This window comes from Aeromonas sp. YN13HZO-058 (assembly GCF_001921245.1).
GTDB lineage: Bacteria > Pseudomonadota > Gammaproteobacteria > Enterobacterales > Aeromonadaceae > Aeromonas > Aeromonas allosaccharophila.
Genome location: NZ_MQSY01000055.1, coordinates 81,328 through 98,526, shown reverse-complemented (window position 1 = coordinate 98,526; position 17,199 = coordinate 81,328). Strand labels below are relative to the sequence as shown.

Annotated in this window: 8 protein-coding genes, 9 tRNA genes and 2 riboswitches; of the genes, 13 read left to right on the top strand and 4 right to left on the bottom strand. The window is 60.2% G+C overall.

Going from position 1 to position 17,199, the window contains the following annotated elements:
- Positions 1-122: 122 nt before the first annotated feature.
- The 3 genes from BSP75_RS13425 to BSP75_RS13415 are packed head-to-tail and all read right to left on the bottom strand — an operon-like array spanning position 123 to position 2,188.
- Positions 123-1,340 carry a hypothetical protein gene (locus BSP75_RS13425; RefSeq protein WP_075113521.1) on the bottom strand — a complete coding sequence of 406 codons (1,218 nt, stop codon included), beginning with the start codon at positions 1,338-1,340 and terminating at the stop codon, positions 123-125.
- 7 nt (positions 1,341-1,347) lie between these two features.
- Positions 1,348-1,557, bottom strand: a complete 210-nt coding sequence (locus BSP75_RS13420) for a helix-turn-helix transcriptional regulator (protein ID WP_042656491.1) — start codon at positions 1,555-1,557, stop codon at positions 1,348-1,350.
- A gap of 7 nt (positions 1,558-1,564) precedes the next feature.
- Entirely contained in the window at positions 1,565-2,188 is a 624-nt protein-coding gene (locus BSP75_RS13415) for a DUF2975 domain-containing protein (RefSeq protein ID WP_075113520.1), read from the bottom strand.
- A gap of 224 nt (positions 2,189-2,412) precedes the next feature.
- Between BSP75_RS13415 and BSP75_RS13410 the strand changes: the two genes are divergently transcribed.
- Entirely contained in the window at positions 2,413-5,868 is a 3,456-nt protein-coding gene (locus BSP75_RS13410; protein WP_075113519.1) for a PAS domain-containing hybrid sensor histidine kinase/response regulator, read from the top strand.
- Positions 5,869-6,102: 234 nt separating this feature from the next.
- Positions 6,103-6,190: riboswitch (cyclic di-GMP riboswitch) on the top strand.
- A 103-nt stretch (positions 6,191-6,293) separates the two neighbouring features.
- Positions 6,294-8,888, top strand: coding sequence for a glycosyl hydrolase family 18 protein (locus BSP75_RS13405; RefSeq protein WP_075113518.1), 2,595 nt, complete (start codon positions 6,294-6,296; stop codon positions 8,886-8,888).
- 129 nt (positions 8,889-9,017) lie between these two features.
- Here the strand turns inward: BSP75_RS13405 and BSP75_RS13400 are convergent, their stop codons facing one another.
- Positions 9,018-10,253 carry a sensor domain-containing diguanylate cyclase gene (locus BSP75_RS13400; RefSeq protein WP_075113517.1) on the bottom strand — a complete coding sequence of 412 codons (1,236 nt, stop codon included), beginning with the start codon at positions 10,251-10,253 and terminating at the stop codon, positions 9,018-9,020.
- A 314-nt stretch (positions 10,254-10,567) separates the two neighbouring features.
- A riboswitch (cyclic di-GMP riboswitch) is annotated at positions 10,568-10,655 on the top strand.
- 98 nt (positions 10,656-10,753) lie between these two features.
- Here BSP75_RS13400 and BSP75_RS13395 point away from each other — a divergent pair.
- The 11 genes from BSP75_RS13395 (at position 10,754) to BSP75_RS13345 (ending at position 17,105) form a co-directional block, all read left to right on the top strand.
- Positions 10,754-13,366, top strand: coding sequence for a glycosyl hydrolase family 18 protein (locus BSP75_RS13395; RefSeq protein ID WP_075113516.1), 2,613 nt, complete (start codon positions 10,754-10,756; stop codon positions 13,364-13,366).
- A gap of 81 nt (positions 13,367-13,447) precedes the next feature.
- The gene (locus tag BSP75_RS13390; protein ID WP_075113515.1) at positions 13,448-15,373 is read left to right on the top strand and encodes a glycoside hydrolase family 19 protein; all 1,926 of its coding nucleotides are present in this window, start codon (positions 13,448-13,450) and stop codon (positions 15,371-15,373) included.
- 744 nt (positions 15,374-16,117) lie between these two features.
- Positions 16,118-16,193: transfer RNA gene (locus BSP75_RS13385), tRNA-Ala, on the top strand.
- A 33-nt stretch (positions 16,194-16,226) separates the two neighbouring features.
- Positions 16,227-16,302, top strand: a tRNA-Ala gene (locus BSP75_RS13380).
- Positions 16,303-16,330: 28 nt separating this feature from the next.
- Positions 16,331-16,406 (top strand) — tRNA-Ala (locus BSP75_RS13375).
- Positions 16,407-16,469: 63 nt separating this feature from the next.
- Positions 16,470-16,545: transfer RNA gene (locus BSP75_RS13370), tRNA-Ala, on the top strand.
- Positions 16,546-16,593: 48 nt separating this feature from the next.
- Positions 16,594-16,669: transfer RNA gene (locus BSP75_RS13365), tRNA-Ala, on the top strand.
- A gap of 33 nt (positions 16,670-16,702) precedes the next feature.
- Positions 16,703-16,778: transfer RNA gene (locus BSP75_RS13360), tRNA-Ala, on the top strand.
- A 33-nt stretch (positions 16,779-16,811) separates the two neighbouring features.
- Positions 16,812-16,887, top strand: a tRNA-Ala gene (locus BSP75_RS13355).
- Positions 16,888-16,920: 33 nt separating this feature from the next.
- A tRNA-Ala gene (locus tag BSP75_RS13350) sits at positions 16,921-16,996 on the top strand.
- Between the two features lie 33 nt (positions 16,997-17,029).
- A tRNA-Ala gene (locus BSP75_RS13345) sits at positions 17,030-17,105 on the top strand.
- The last annotated feature ends 94 nt before the right edge of the window (positions 17,106-17,199 follow it).

The window sequence follows — 17,199 nt, the reverse complement described above, 5'->3', positions numbered from 1 at the left end:
AAATCCGAAACCAAATCAACAGGTTTCGGATTTTTACACATCAGGAGGATCGGTCAATGGATCCTTAACTGATCGGCATTAGAGCCACGGCTCTCCCTTTTTCATTGCTGCGGTTGGCGGCGTTACTGCTGCTCGCCAAGATAGTGGCGGCTGAGGCGGCGCCAGGTATCCGAGCCGATGGTGCCTGCAAGCAGCTTATTGGCGGCGGCATCAAAGCGGCCATCCGGCAGCCAGCCCAGTTGGGGTAGCAGTCGGGCCAGGGTGGCGTCATTGTGTTGCAGCTCCCGATCCAGCGCTTCCCAGAAGGCGCTCCCCTTGACGTAAAAGAGCGGGTAGTAGGAGCGATCGCCAGCTATTACCTCGCGGGCCGCCTGATAGAGGCCGCTATCGCTATGGGGCAGCTGGTTGCCCCGCTCGGCCAGCTCGTTGACCGCCGTGACCTGATGCAGCCGAAAGCGGCGCAGCGCCTTGATGGCGAGGTACTCGGCGAGGCTCTCGTTGACCCAGGTGGGTTGCGGCTCGGAGCGGCGAGCGCTGAGGATGTGTACCGCCTCGTGGGCCGAGGTGCGGAGCAGGCGCAGGGGAGCCTGTGGCGTCGGTTTACCAGCCTCGGTGGGGTAGTTTGCGACAAACACCTGATCACCGGCGGCTCCGCCGAGGGATCGGGTCGCCACATCCCGCCCCAGCCACACCAGTTGCCACGGGTGAGCGGGCGGGTCCACATCGAGCTGGAAGGCCAGATAGTCGATGATCTCATTCAGTTGCTGCTGCAAGGCCGGCAGATCGAGCTGATTGGCGGTCTCGTCATGGCTCAGCACCAGCCGCGGATCCGGCTGGGTGACGGGCACCGTTTCCAGACCAAATGGCAGGATCAGCGGCGGCTGGTTGACATCCGGCAGCGGTTGGCAACTGCCATCCGGCAGACAGATCTCCCCTCGGCGGCTCCCAAGCTGGCGCACCAGATTGCCCCATTCGGTCAATAGCCACCGGTTGGGGGCAAACAGCAGCGACTGTTGTGCCGAGGCATCCGCCCCAAGTGCCGGAGCCGGTGTGAGCGTGATCTGCCAGCCGATCTCTTTGCAGGAGAAGGGTTGATTGAGGGCCACCGGCTGGTTGTCTTCAAGGCAGACCAGCGCGGGAGAAACCGGCGTGGCACTGCCCGGTAACGGGCGGGCGGGGAGCAGGGTAAAGGGGGGCTCGCCCTGCATGGTGAGGCGTACTTGCAGCACATTGGCGCTGGCGCCCTGCTCGATAAGGTAGCGGGGGCCGCTCGCGCCATCGGCGGCGCAGGCCCACAGTGGCAGCAGCCACAGGGCAAACAGAGTGATATGACGACTCATAAGGGGGTTAGCGCTCCTGCTCGTAGCCCAGCAGATCGCCGGGCTGGCATTTGAGTTCACGGCAGATGGCCTCCAGGGTGGAGAAGCGCACCGCCTTGGCGTGGCCATTTTTGAGGATCGAGAGGTTGGCTTCGGTGATGTCGATGCGCTGCGCCAGTTCGCGAGCGGTCATCTTGCGGTCGGCCAGCAGGGCATCGAGACGGATGATGATAGGCATAGGATCCTCACACCGTCAGTTGCTGTTCGTCGGCCAGCAGTTTGGCCTCGCGCATCACCAGTGCCAGCGCCAGTACGATAAGGCCCGCCAGCAGCAGCCGGAAATCGGACGAGCTGATGGAGACGGAGCCATGTATCTCGGGGCCGCTCATGGTGAGGACGGTATCGAGCAAAGGGGTCTGGATCAGCTCGACCAGGAAGGAGACGCAGAGCAGCACTCCGATCTGCCGGTAGCGGCGGATCTGCTCGAAGGTGAACAGCAGGCCGTGGCGGTAGCCGCGAAACAGCTGCCGCAGTTGCCACAGCATCAGCATAAAGACCAGATCCGGCAACAACTGCACCAGGGTGCCGAGCAGCCGGTTGGCGGTGCGCAGCGGGTAGTCGGCCATGGTAAGCGGGGGTTCTGGCAAGAGGTCGAGGGACGGCGTTTCACTATGGGCCAGCGGCACGCCGTTGAGAATGTGCGAGCCGCTGCTGTGGATGATCTGGTTGAGCTCCTCTTGCAGCAGGTCATTGCCGCCGAACAGGTGGGACCAGGTCTCCATCAGGGTAATGGTGGGGGTGGCGAGCAGGGCAAACAGCAGCAGCCACTCGATCAGAACGCTCAGGCGTTCGAGTTTGGTCGTTCTCATCATGAACCTCATGGTGGGTGCCATCCCGCTGGCGAAATGGCTTGAAGTTTATTGTTTATCAATATGCAGATGGGCGAATGTTTATCGTTTTACGATATTCAGTCAAGGCAAAACTTATTGAAAAACGATAATTTCAATCTGCCCGAAGGGGATGACTTTTGGCTGCCGCCTCTCTAGACTGGCGAGGTTGTATACAAAAACTCAACATGGACAAGGAGTTATCGATGCACCAGGGATGGCTGCTGATCGGATTGTCGCTCACCTATCTGGGGCTGCTGTTTCTGATCGCCTTCGTGGCAGACAAGCACAAACGGCACCGTCTCAAGGGGCAACCGCTGCTCTACAGTCTGTCGCTGGCAGTCTACTGCACCTCCTGGACCTTCTTCGGCACCGTGGGGCAGGCGAGTGAATCCCCCTGGTCGCCGGTGCCCATCTACCTTGGCCCCATGCTGGTATTCCTGTTTGGCTGGCGGCTGCTGGCCCGCCTCATTCTGGTGGCCAAGCGCGAGCACATCACCTCCATCGCCGACTTTATCGCCGCCCGTTACGGCAAATCCCAGCGGCTCGCCATGGTGATCTCCCTCATCGCCATCATGGGGATCCTCCCCTATCTGGTGTTGCAACTGAAAGCCATCGTCACCGGGCTGGATCTGCTGATGGTCAACAGCGGCGGCATCAGCCCAACCAGCAATACCAGCGAGCTGGCGCTCGGGGTCACCCTGCTGCTGGCGCTGTTCAGCATCCTGTTCGGTACCCGCCATCTCGATGCCACCGAGCATCACAGGGGGATGGTGGTGGCCATCGCCTTCGAGTCGGTGGTCAAATTGCTGGCCTTTATCGCGGTGGGGGGCTTCGCCCTCTGGCTGATCCTGAGCAAACCCGGCGTTGCCCACGAGCAGGTGACCCGCGACTTCTTTGTACAGGTGATGGCGGTGAGCCCCGGCAACCTGCTGGAGCTTGCCATCTATACGGTGCTGGCGATGTGCGCCGTCATCTGCCTGCCGCGCCAGTTTCATGTGACTGTGGTGGAGAACAATCAGGGGCAGGATCTGCACTGGGCGCGCTGGATCTTCCCGCTCTACCTGTTCGTGATGGGGCTCTTTATCTGGCCATTGGCGCTGGCGGGCAAGCAGTGGGTGGGGGCCGACATGGCCTCCGACACCTATGTGATCAGCCTGCCGATGGCCCTCGGTTTTGATGGCATGGCGATGCTGGCGTTTCTCGGCGGCACTTCGGCGGCCACCGGCATGGTGATCGTCTGCACCATCGCGCTGGCGATCATGGTGAGCAACGATCTGGTGCTGCCGGTGCTGCTGCGCCGCTTCTGGCGGCAGGGGCGCGACGAGCGGCTGGTACGGCTGCTGTTGCAGGTGCGCCGTGGCGCCATCCTGCTGATCTTGCTGGCGGCTTGGGGACTCTACCTCTGGCTCGGCGATCTCACCAGCCTCTCCCGCATCGGCTATCTCTCCTTTGGCGCGGTGGCCCAGTTTGCACCGGCCCTGCTGCTCGGTCTCTACTGGCGTCATGGCAATCGCAAGGGGGTCTATCTTGGGTTGAGCCTCGGGGTGAGCCTCTGGTTCGTGACCCTGCTGGTGGAGAGTGGCTTGCTGGCGGGTTCACCGCTGGCCGAGCTGCTGGCGCCGCCGGACTGGCCCGCGTTTCGCGAGCTGAGTCTCGGGGCCTGGTGCATCTTCCTGAGCCTGCTCTTCAACCTGCTCGGCTATGTGGCCGGTTCCTTGTTGTCTCGCCCTGCAGTGAGCGAGCGGCTGCAGGCGGCCAACTTTGTCGGCAAGCCGAGCCGCGATACCGCCGCCCTCTATCAGGCACGGGTCTCGGTCAAGGAGCTGGAGATGCTGGCGGCCCGCTTCGTCGGTTCGAGCCGGGTCAAGCGCGCCTTTGGCCGATTCGCTGGTGAGCGGGGTGGCACCCTGGCGCCCCAGATGCAGGCCTCGGCCGAATTGATCGCCCACACCGAACGGCTGCTGGCGGGGGTGTTTGGCACCTCGTCGGCGCGGTTGGTGCTCGCCTCTGCCCTGCAGGGGCGCAACATGCAACTGGAGGAGATCGCCACCATTGTCGATGAGGCCTCCGATGTGTTTCGCTTTAACCGCGGCCTGTTGCAGGGGGCGATCGAGCATATCGGGCAGGGGATCTCGGTGGTGGACAGGGAGCTTCGGCTGGTGGCCTGGAACCGCCGTTACATCGAGCTGTTCCACTATCCGCCGGGTCTTATTCAGGCGGGGCGCTCCATTGAGGAGATCATCCGCTACAACGCCCAGCAAGGGCTCTGTGGCCCCGGTGATATCGAGGACCACGTGGCGCGGCGGGTCGCCTTTATGAAGCGCGGCAGCGCCCATATCTCCGCGCGGGAGCGCCCCGACGGGCGGGTGATCGAGATGCAGGGCAACCCCATGCCCGCCGGCGGTTTTGTCATGACCTTTACCGACATTACGCCGTTTCGCGATGCCGAGCGGGTGCTGCGCGAAGCGAACGAACATCTGGAGGCGCGAGTGGCCGAACGCACCCACGAGCTCTCCGAACTCAACCGCCAGCTGCTGCTGGTGAACCAGCAGGTGGAGCGGGCCAACCACTCCAAGAGCCGTTTTCTGGCGGCGGTCAGCCACGATCTGACCCAGCCCCTCAATGCGGCCAAGCTGTTTACCTCCTCCTTGCTGGAGATGCTGCCCGCGGCTGGCGAGCAGGCCCGCATCGCCCGCCATATCGATGATGCGTTGGGGGCGACCGAGGATCTCATCACCGATCTGCTCGATATCTCGCGGCTCGAAGCGGGCAAGTTCAAGGCCAAAAAGCTCGATTTTGCCCTGCGCGATCTGTTCGACAACCTCAAGGCTGAGTTTGGCGTGCTGGCGCAGGCGGGGGGGATCCACTTCTCGGTGGTGGAGAGCAAGCACGCGGTGCACAGCGATGTGCGGCTGCTGCGCCGGGTGCTGCAGAACTTCCTCACCAATGCGTTTCGCTACAACCCGGGTGGCCGGGTGCTGCTTGGTTGTCGCCGGATGGGGGAGAAGATCCGCATCGAGGTGTGGGATAACGGCCCCGGCATTCCGCAGGATAAGCAGGAGGCGATCTTCGACGAGTTCTCCCGCCTTGATCACTCCCGCACTGCCAAGGAGCAGGGGCTGGGTCTGGGGCTCGCCATCGCCCGCGGTATCTCGCAGGTGCTCGGTCACCAGCTCACCCTGCAGAGCTGGCCGGGCAAGGGGTCAGTCTTTGCGGTGACCCTCAATCTGGCGACCCGGCCGGTCACGGCTCATCAATTGGCGGCGCCGGTAGTGCGCGACAGCCAGCTGGAGGGGGTGGCCGTGCTCTGCGTCGACAACGAGCGGGACATTCTGACAGCCATGAGCACCCTGCTTGGCCGTTGGGGCTGCGAGGTGCGTTGCGCCGTTGATCTGGCCGAAGCCGAGGCGCTGGTGGCAGACGGGTTTGTGCCGAGACTCGTGCTCTCTGACTACCACCTCGACGACGGCAAGACCGGGTTGGAGGCTCTGGCCGCGCTGCAACTGCTGTGTGGCGACGAGCTGGGAGGCATCATCATCAGCGCCGATCGCAAGAGCGAGTTGCAGGCGCAGATCCGCGAGCGGGGGTATGGCTACATCAGCAAACCGGTCAAACCGCTCAAACTGCGGGCCCTGATGAACAGCCTGCTGCTGCGATAGCCGCACCCGGGGCGGCAAGCCGTGAACCGGCTCACAAAACCACGCAATGGTTGCGCGGGCCATGGTCATGGATGAATGCCGAGAACAGAGTTTTATCGGCGAAGATGCCTTCACATTCTTGTGTGATGGCAATCCATTGCTGCATTGGCTTGTCACTGTCGGTAAACGCCGACAGTAGCGGACCGGATCGGCTCACTCTATAGTCGGGATGCGATTATTTTCATCGCGAATGAAGTAACCGAAGGGCAAACCGATCGCAAGGTCGGGACGCAAAGCTTCCGGTCCAGGGATGAGCCGTACTTGAGATAGCGGGGCCACCACAGGTTGTTGTGCACCTTTGCCAAGAGGTTGCACTGCTGTCTGCGTTACCTGTCAGGGCGTAGCCCTTTTCGTTGCCAACATAACGAAATAGGGAAATATAAAAAATGCTAAGTCCAAAGCCTACCATGCTGGCCCTCGCGGTCGGTCTCTGCTGTGCCTCGTCTGCTTATGCTGCGGCGCCCGGCAAGCCGACCATCGGATGGGGCCCCACCAAGTTTTCCATCGTCGAAGTCGATCAGGCGGCCACTGCCTACAACAATCTGGTCAAGGTAAAGGATGGCGCCGATGTGGAGGTGAACTGGAACCTCTGGAGCGGCGATCTGGGCCAGAGTGCCAAGGTGCTGCTCAATGGCAATGAGGTGTGGTCCGGCCCCTCGGCCGCGGCGGGCAGCGCCAAATTCAAGGTGAAGAAAGGGGGGCGCTACCAGATGCAGGTGGCGCTGTGCAACGCCGAGGGCTGCACTCTGTCTGATGCCAAGGAGATCGTGGTCGCCGATACCGACGGCAGCCATCTGGCGCCACTCAAGGCGCCGTTGCAGGAGAACAACAAGCCCTACGCCAACAAGTCCGGCAAGGTGGTGGGGACTTACTATGTGGAGTGGGGCGTCTATGGCCGCAAGTTTACGGTGGACAAGATTCCGGCCCAGAACCTGACCCATATCCTCTATGGTTTCACCCCCATCTGCGGCGGTGATGGCCTCAACGACAGCCTCAAGGAGATCGAAGGGAGCTTCCAGGCGCTGCAGCGGGCGTGTGCCGGTCGCGCCGACTTCAAGGTGGCGATGCACGATCCCTGGGCCGCCATCCAGATGCCGCAAGGCAGCCTCACCGCCCATGATGAGCCCTACAAGGGCAACTTTGGCGCCTTGATGGCGCTCAAGCAGGCCTATCCGAACCTCAAGATCCTCCCCTCGGTCGGCGGCTGGACCCTCTCCGACCCCTTCTACTTCCTCGGTGACAAAACCAAGCGCGATGTGTTCGTCGGCTCGGTGAAAGAGTTCCTGCAGACCTGGAAGTTCTTCGATGGCGTGGATATCGACTGGGAGTATCCGGGTGGACAGGGCGCCAACCCGAAATTGGGCAGCCCGAGCGATGGTGCCACCTACGTGGTACTGATGAAGGAGCTGCGCGCCATGCTCGACGAGCTGGAGGTCGAGACCGGGCGCCAGTATGAGCTCACCTCGGCCATCGGGGCGGGGGGCGACAAGATCCAGGATGTGGACTACAAGGCGGCCCAGCCCTACATGGATCACATCTTCATGATGACCTACGACTACAACGGTGGCTGGAGCAAGACCGAACTGGGTCACCAGACCAACCTCTATGCGGCGAGCTGGGATCCCGATACCAAGTACACCACCGACAAGGCGGTCAGGCAGTTGCTGGCGCAGGGTGTTGAGCCCGGCAAGCTGGTGGTCGGGGCCGCCATGTATGGTCGTGGCTGGACCGGGGTGAGCGGTTATCAGGGCAACAATCCCTTCACCGGCACGGCCACTGACAAGGTGAAGGGAACCTGGGAGGACGGGGTGGTGGATTACCGCGACATCGTCAACAACCGGATGGGCGCAGGCTGGGAGCAGGGCTATGACGAGGTGGCCGAGGGGCCCTATCTGTTCAAGGCGGCGACCGGCGATCTCATCACCTATGACAACGAGCGTTCGGTCAAGGCCAAGGGACAGTATGTGCTCTCCAATCAGCTCGGTGGGCTCTTCTCCTGGGAGATCGATGCCGACAACGGCGACATCCTCAACGCCATGCACGAGGGGCTGGGTCACGGCAGTGGCGTCACGCCACCGGCCAACAAGCCGCCACTGGCCAACGCGGGCAGTGACCTCAAGGTGACCGGCCCGAGCGAGGTGACACTGGATGGTTCGGCCTCCCACGATCCGGAGAACAGCGCACTCAGCTACAGCTGGAAGCAGATCTCCGGGCCGCAGGCTGGTTTGCTCGATGCCACTCAGGCCAAGGCGCGGGTGGTGCTGGATGCCGTGGCTGCCGACATCAATCTGGTGTTCGAGTTGACAGTGACCGATGACCAGCAGTTGAGTGCCAAGGATCAGGTGGTGGTGACCAACAAGGCGCCGCAGGCCAATCTGGCGCCGGTGGTGAGTGTACCTGCCACGGCCTCTGTGGAGGCGGGCAAGCAGGTGACCATCAAGGCGACCGCCTCCGATCCCAATGGCGATCCCCTGACCTATCAGTGGAGCGTGCCGGCAGGCATCACCGCGACAGGTCAGAACAGCGCCACTCTGGTGGTCACCGGCCCGAGCGTGACCAGCGACACCGGCTATGACCTGAGTGTCACCGTCTCCGACGGCGGGCTGGATGCCAGCGCGACAACCCGTCTGACGGTCAAACCGGCCAGCAGCGGCGGTGGTTGCACGGCGACTGATCCGGATGCGGTCAATTGGCCAGTCTGGAAAGCGGCAAGCACCTATAACAGCGGCGACAAGGTGAGCCATAACCAGCTGGTGTGGCAGGCCAAGTACTGGACTCAGGGCAACGAGCCGAGCCGCACCGCGGATCAGTGGCTGCTGGTGAGCAAGGTGCAACTGGGTTGGGATGCCAATGTGGCCTACAACGGTGGCGAGATCACCACCCATAACGGTCGTCAGTGGAAGGCGCAGTACTGGACCAAGGGCAATGAGCCCGGCAAACACGACGTCTGGCAGGATGTGGGGGCCGCCAGCTGTAAATAAGCGTTGAATGGTGGCGGGGCATGCCAGTCATGCCCCGTGTTTCTCCCCGCACAGCTAAATGTTGGCAGGCCTGCCAACCTGTTTCGCTTCCCTTCTTGTCTCTTGCTCGACGACTGCGGCCCTTGCGGGCTAGTGATTGATGTTCTCCCCGATAGCTGGCATCTGTGCCGCCCGCTGCTCCTTGCGGCGCCGCTTGTGTTGATACATGGCTGCATCGGCCTTGGCAAATGCGGCTGCAAAGTCGCCGCGATAGGGGGCCATCCCCATGCTGCACGAGATAGTGGGGGAGGCGCTGGCCAGCATGGTCGCCAGCATAGTCATTGTCTGTTGCAGCGCGGTTGGTGCCAGAGTGGTGAGTAGCACAAACTCGTCTCCGCCAAAACGGGCGGCAATCACTCCCTGACCGAAGTGCTGGCGTATTCCATCCGCAATCAGTCGCAGGGCCTGATCACCCGCCAGATGGCCGCAGCTGTCATTGAGCTGCTTGAGGTTGTCCATGTCGATCAACAGCAGGGTGCCTTCCGGCTGTGCCTGCAGAGCGAGTTCGAATTGCTGGCGATTGGCGAGGCCGGTCAGCTGGTCGGTATTGGCCAGCTGATAGATGCGGCGGGACTGCTGATAGATGGTGATGGCGTGGCGAATATCCCGCGCCAGGATTGCCATCAGGTGGCTGTCGTAGCGGGTAAAGGCATGGCGTTTACTGCTGTCCATATTGATCATGCCGTAGAGCTGACCATCGATATGGATCGGGGTCGCCAGGGTGGCCCGGATGGGCAGGTCGCTACAGTTGACCAGCAGCTCCTTGTCCTGTTCGGACAGGGGCATGGTGGCATTGATCTTCGACAGGTCATTGATCAGCAGCGTTTTGTTGCAGCGCCCCTGAGTCAGCTTGTACTGAAAGGTGTGCTCCAGCGGCAGATTGATCCGCCGCAGCTTCACCAGATCCATGCCGATGGCCGCTTCATATCTCAACATACCTGTACCCGGCAGCAGCTTGATCAGGCAGCCCATCTCGGCCCCCGGGATCAACATCACGGCCCGTCTGAGCAGATCCTCCAGAAAGGCCTCTTCGGTCTGGTAGTGCGCCGAGTTGCGGGCCAGCTCGGCGGTGATTTCGTTGATCCGGAGCGCCTCACTGAGATGTTGCCACTGGCGCTGCAGATGGTAGCGGTAGTGGCGATAGAGCCAGAAGGTGCAGATAAGGTAGCTCTGGACCAGTAAGGTGCAGGCAAGCGGTGCCTTCTGCCAGCCGTTGAGGCTGTTGAGCAGCAGGATTATCCCCGCCAGTGGCAGTGTGTAGACCGTCAGGCGAACAAATTTGTCGTATCTGGATAGCCGGGTGCGTGAGGGGAGATCGCTGGGCATGAAGGCACCTGATGGTCATGCAAAACGGCGATTATATATTCATACATTGCGATGCAGATGGGTCTTTTGATGTGAAATACGCTTACTGATTGATTTTTATCGCATTGATGTGATTTGGATCAATAAATGGCGCGCAGCCTTCGGTTGGGGATGATGACATTCCATTCATGCATGAGTCTGTTTATTAAGCGTTAATTCTAAAAAAGTGGGTGAAATGTGGGCTTGGCAACAGCTTGGTTGGCAATGGTCGGATTTGCTTAGCTATCCGAATTACCCTAAAGTTAATCCGCGATTATTTATCGCCAAGAATAAAGTTGTGACAAGGGCAAACCGATTGAAAAGTCGGGACGCAAAGCTTCCGGTCTAAGGGACTTATCGACCTAGGATAGCGGGGCCACCACAGAGTTATGCAGGCTGCCTTTGCCAAGGGGTGGCCATTTTTGTGTTACCTGTCGTGTTGCGTTGCCCTTTCGTTTTTCCATAACGTAAAGGAAAGCAATATGCTAAGTCCAAAACCCGCATTGCTGGCCATGATGGTCGGTACTCTGCTCGCTTCATCTGCCGCTCATGCTGCCGCACCGGGCAAACCCGCCATCGGTTGGGGCCCCACCAAGTTTGCCATCGTCGAAGTCAATCAGTCTGCGACAGCTTATAACGAGCTGGTCAAGGTCAAGGATGGCGCCGATGTGACCGTCACCTGGAACATCTGGAGCGGCGATATCGGTCAGAGTGCCAAGGTGCTGCTGGATGGCAAGGAAGTCTGGTCCGGTCCCTCGTCGGCGGCGGGCACCGCCACCTTCAAGGTGCACAAGGGGGGCCGCTATCAGATGCAGGTCGCGCTGTGCAACGGCGATGGCTGCACCCTCTCCGATGCCAAGGAGATCGTGGTCGCCGATACCGATGGCAGCCACCTCGCACCGCTCAAGCCTGCCCTGCAGGAGAATAACAAACCCTATGTCAACAAGTCCGGCAAGGTGGTCGGTACCTACTATGTGGAGTGGGGCGTCTACGATCGCAACTTCAGCGTGGACAAGCTGCCCGCCCAGAACCTGACCCATATCCTCTATGGCTTCACTCCGATCTGTGGTGGTGATGGCCTCAACGACAGCCTCAAGGAGATCTCCGGCAGCTTCCAGGCGCTGCAGCGCTCCTGTGCCGGTCGCAAGGATTTCCAGGTCGCCATTCACGACCCCTGGGCAGCATTGCAAAAAGGGCAGGGTTCACTGGTCGCCTGGGATGAGCCTTACAAGGGCAACTTCGGCAACCTGATGGCCCTCAAACAGGCCTATCCTGACCTGAAGATCCTCCCCTCCGTCGGTGGCTGGACCCTCTCCGATCCCTTCTTCTTTATGCATGACAAGGCCAAGCGCGACGTGTTCGTCGCCTCGGTCAAAGAGTTCCTGCAGACCTGGAAGTTCTTCGACGGTGTAGACATCGATTTCGAGTATCCGGGTGGCGACGGTGCCAACCCCAACCTGGGTGACAAGAGCAAGGATGGTGAAACCTATGTGCTGATCATGAAGGATCTGCGCGCCATGCTCGACGAGCTGGAAGCAGAGACCGGTCGCACCTATCAGCTCACCTCTGCCATCGGTGCCGGTTACGACAAGATTGAGGATGTGGACTACAAGGCTGCCCAGCAGTACATGGATCATCTCTTCGTGATGAGTTACGACTACAACGGTGGCTGGAGCAACACCTCTCTGGGCCATCAGGCCAACCTCTATCAGGCCACCAACGGCTCGGCCAACAAGCGCTACAACACCAATGAAGCGGTTAATCTGCTGCTGGCTCAAGGTGTTGATTCCGAGAAGCTGGTTATTGGTGCCGCCATGTATGGCCGTGGCTGGAAAGGGGTGAGCGGCTATCAGGGCAACGATCCCTTCACCGGCACCGCCACCGGCAAGATCAAGGGTACCTGGGAAGATGGTGTGCTGGACTATCGCCACATCGTCAACGGCCACATGGGCGCGGGTTGGGAGTACAACTACGACGAGACCGCCGAAGCGGCCACCCTGTTCAAGCCCTCCACCGGTGAGCTGATCACCTATGACGATGAACGCTCGGTCAAGGCGAAAGGCCAGTATGTGCTGACTCACAAGCTGGGTGGTCTCTTCTCCTGGGAGATCGATGCCGACAACGGCGACATCCTCAACGCCATGCACGAAGGGCTCGGCCATGGCGAGGGGATCACCCCGCCAGTCAACAAGCCGCCGGTTGCCAACGCGGGTAGCGATGTGACCGTGACCGGTCCGGCCTCCCTGACGCTGGATGGCTCCGCTTCTCACGATCCGGAAAAAGGCACCCTGACCTACAGCTGGAAGCAGCTCTCCGGCCCACAAGCCGTGCTGAGTGATGCCACTCAGGCCAAGGTGCGGGTCGATGTGAATGCCGTGAGCGCCGATACCGCGCTGGTGTTCGAGCTGACCGTGACCGATGACCATCAACTGACCGCCAAGGATCAGGTGGTGGTGACCAACAAGGCGCCGCAACCCAACTTGCCTCCTGTGGTCACCCTGCCCGCCAGCGTCAAGGTGGAAGCGGGCAAACAGGTGAGTATCACTGCCAAGGCATCCGACCCCAATGGCGACGAGCTGATCTATCAATGGCAAGTGCCTGCCGGTATCACGGCGACCGGCCAGAGCAGCGCCACCCTGGTGGTCACCGGCCCGGCGGTCGATGTCGAAACCGGTTATGACCTTTCCGTGACCGTCTCTGACGGCGCGCTCGATGCCAACGCGGCAACCCGCCTCACTGTCACCCCGATCAACGAAGGCGGTGAGGGTGGCTCCTGCAACACCACCGACCCGGAAGCAGCCAACGTCCCCGCATGGCAGGCCAGCAAGGTCTATAACGGCGGTGACAAGGTGAGCCACAACCAGCTGGTATGGCGTGCCAAGTACTGGACTCAGGGCAATGAGCCGAGCCGTTCCGCCGATCAGTGGGCGCTGCTGAGTCAGGTTGATCTGGGCTGGAACGCGGCCGTTGCCTACAACGGCGGTGACCTGACCAACCACAACGGTCGTCAGTGGAAGGCCAAATGGTGGACTCAAGGTAATGAGCCGGGCAAGCACGATGTCTGGCTGGATGTCGGGGCGGCAAGCTGCCGTTAAGTCGAGATCGTTATGATGGTAACGGGGTCTGTTCAGACCCCGTCTTTTCCTGCTGAAAAATTTAGCCAGAGAGCAACAATAATGAAAAAAAATCGCATCACCCTTCTGCTTGCCAGCTTGATGCTGAGCGGCCACCTGTGGGCGGCCGAGGCATATGACATCAACAAATCCTATCCGGGCGGCAGCCAGGTCAACTACAACGGCCAGGTGTTCGAGGCCAAGTGGTGGGTCAATCCGGGTCAGACTCCCGGCATGGCGGTGGCCAACGAGTGGGATACCCCGTGGAAACTGATCGGCGAAGGGGAAGTGACTCCACCGGATAATGGCGATGGCGATGACAAGCCCACGCCGCCGACACCCACCCCGCCGGATGGCAGCACCACCCCTGTCTACATGAGCCAGGCCGAGCTGGATGCCAAAGAGCAGGCGCTGACCGACTTCCCGGCGATGGAAGCGGTCAAGGCCTCCATTGCTACCCGTGACAATCTGGTGGTGGAAGCGGTGCAACCGGGTCGTGCCGACAACCCGGACAACGTCAAGCTGGTAGAGAGCCTGCTCAGCGAAAGTCAGTTCAACTACCTGTTCCCGCTGCGTGCTCCGGAGTATACCTATCGCGGCCTGTTGCAGGCGGCCGCCAAGTTCCCGGCCCTGTGCAGCAACTACAGCGATGGTCGCGATGCCGAGGCCATCTGTCGCAAGACTCTGGCGACCATGTTCGCCCACTTCGCGCAGGAGACCGGCGGCCACGAGAGCTGGCGTCCGGAGGCCGAGTGGCGTCAGGCGCTGGTCTATGTCCGTGAAATGGGGTGGACCGAAGCGATGCGCGGTGGTTACAACGCCGAGTGCAGTCCCAGTGTATGGCAGGGTCAGCAGTGGCCATGCGGCACCTTCGACAATGGCGAGTTCAAGAGCTATTTCGGTCGCGGTGCCAAGCAGCTCTCTTACAACTACAACTATGGCCCCTTCTCCGAGGCGATGTTCGGCACGGTGCGCACCCTGCTCGACCAGCCTGAGCTGGTGGCCGACAGCTGGTTGAACCTCGCCAGCGCGGTGTTCTTCTATACCTATCCGCAGCCGCCCAAGCCCTCCATGCTCCATGTCATCGACGGCACCTGGCAGCCGAACGAGCACGACAAGCAGAATGGTCTGGTCCCTGGTTTCGGGGTGACCACCCAGATCATCAACGGCGGAGTGGAGTGTGGTGGCAGTGCCGAACACGCGCAGTCCCAGAACCGCATCAACTACTATCGCGAATTTGCCAACTATCTGGCCGTGGCGGTTCCCGCTGACGAAGTGCTCGGTTGCAAGAACATGAAGTACTTTGACAATCAGGGCTCCGGTGCCCTGCCCATCTACTGGGAGCAGGACTGGAGCTATGTGGCCGAGAACCCCAACGGCGGCAAGAGCTATGCGTGCAAGCTGGTGGGCTACCAGACCCGCTTCAGCGCCTTCAAGGAGGGTGACTACAGCCGCTGCGTCCAGCACTTCTATCCCGAGCTGGTGATTGAAGACAATGGTGGCGGCACCAACCTGCCACCGGTGGCCACTATCACCGGCCCGGCGCAGGCCGAAGGTGGCAGCAAGGTGATCCTCTCCGCCCAGCACTCCAGCGATCCGGAAGGCAAGCCGCTGAGCTATGCCTGGACCATTCCGGCCGGCGCCGCTGCCCCGGCGCTGGATCAGGTGACCCTGGAGCTGACTCTGCCCAAGCCGGCCAGCGATACCAAACTGGATATCAAACTGACGGTGACCGACGAAGGGAGCCTGAGCCGTAGCGCCAGCCATGCCCTGCTGGTCAAAGGGGAAGAGGGGGACGTGACGCCGCCGGATGGTGACTACCCGGCCTACAAGGCAGGCACACCCTATAAAGCGGGCGAGCGCGTCAGCAATGGTGACGCCAGCTACGAGTGCAAACCGCACCCCTACACCGGCTGGTGTTCCGGTGCAGCCTGGGCCTATGAGCCCGGCAAGGGAACCGCATGGAGCGATGCCTGGATCAAGCTGTGATCCGGCAATAAGCCGATGCAATAAAAGATGGGGCCTGCGGGCCCCATTGTTGTTTGGTGGAGTTCAGGTGTGGCCGAGGTATTGCTCTGGCCGGGACAGGACAGCACCTGATGGCGCTGCGACAGGATGTGTGTGATGTAGTTTTATTACTGTTATTGGTGAAATACTTTCACGGCTCACTTGCCGTAGCGGAAGTAGTATTCACGGGTGGACGGTGCATAGGCATCTTTCTCTACAATGCCGCTCTTGGTGGTTGCGCCCTTGAGGCGGAACAGGACTGCCAGATTCTCAAACATGGTTTACCTCATCGCTCTGTCATTTATGGTTATGGTGTGTGACCTGGGTCACGGTTTGATCCTATGGCCATTTGTGAGCTGGATCAACTTTTTGTGTTGTAAATTTACCAAAATCATGGAAAGGGTTTTCAAATGCAAAGCTCTTTATGGAAAGGCTTTCCCGGGGTGACGGTGGAGAAGCTGGATACCAGCCAGTAAAAGAGGCCCGCGAGCGAGAGTCTTATATAGATAAGGGAGCATGCCTGATGACTTGCGCGTTATCGGGGTTTGAGCCGATTTATGACATAAAACAGAGAGATAGCGTGCTCCTTGCTGGTAAAAACAGCGAACTGCTGCAATTTTGACTAAACGAATCAATCGCAGTTATTTTAGGGTTGACAGCAAAGCGGGTGATGCCTATCATGCGCCTCCGTTGCCGGAGATAACTTCGTCAGCGCCGAGGTGAGTTGGGGTTATAGCTCAGCTGGGAGAGCGCTTGCATGGCATGCAAGAGGTCCGCGGTTCGATCCCGCGTAGCTCCACCAAATTCAGAGTGACGTAAGTCATTCACACAAATCGGGGTTATAGCTCAGCTGGGAGAGCGCTTGCATGGCATGCAAGAGGTCCGCGGTTCGATCCCGCGTAGCTCCACCAAATTCTCCTCGAACAATCTGGAATCAAAGGGGTTATAGCTCAGCTGGGAGAGCGCTTGCATGGCATGCAAGAGGTCCGCGGTTCGATCCCGCGTAGCTCCACCAGATTCTTGATTGTGATTGAATACCCAGGGCAGTGCGGTGTGTATCACCCAGGCCGACCTTTGTGGGGTTATAGCTCAGCTGGGAGAGCGCTTGCATGGCATGCAAGAGGTCCGCGGTTCGATCCCGCGTAGCTCCACCACTATTTAGGATGAATGGCCGCCAGAACCATTCATTCAGTACCGAATTTGGGGTTATAGCTCAGCTGGGAGAGCGCTTGCATGGCATGCAAGAGGTCCGCGGTTCGATCCCGCGTAGCTCCACCAAATTCAGAGTGACGTAAGTCATTCACACAAATCGGGGTTATAGCTCAGCTGGGAGAGCGCTTGCATGGCATGCAAGAGGTCCGCGGTTCGATCCCGCGTAGCTCCACCAAATTCAGAGTGACGTAAGTCATTCACACAAATCGGGGTTATAGCTCAGCTGGGAGAGCGCTTGCATGGCATGCAAGAGGTCCGCGGTTCGATCCCGCGTAGCTCCACCAAATTCAGAGTGACGTAAGTCATTCACACAAATCGGGGTTATAGCTCAGCTGGGAGAGCGCTTGCATGGCATGCAAGAGGTCCGCGGTTCGATCCCGCGTAGCTCCACCAAATTCAGAGTGACGTAAGTCATTCACACAAATCGGGGTTATAGCTCAGCTGGGAGAGCGCTTGCATGGCATGCAAGAGGTCCGCGGTTCGATCCCGCGTAGCTCCACCAAATTCTTGTTACAAGAAGCAAAAAGGCCACCGCATCGCGGTGGCCTTTTTGTTTTCTCCCGCATTCCTTTCCCCATATTCCTGTGCTTTTCATG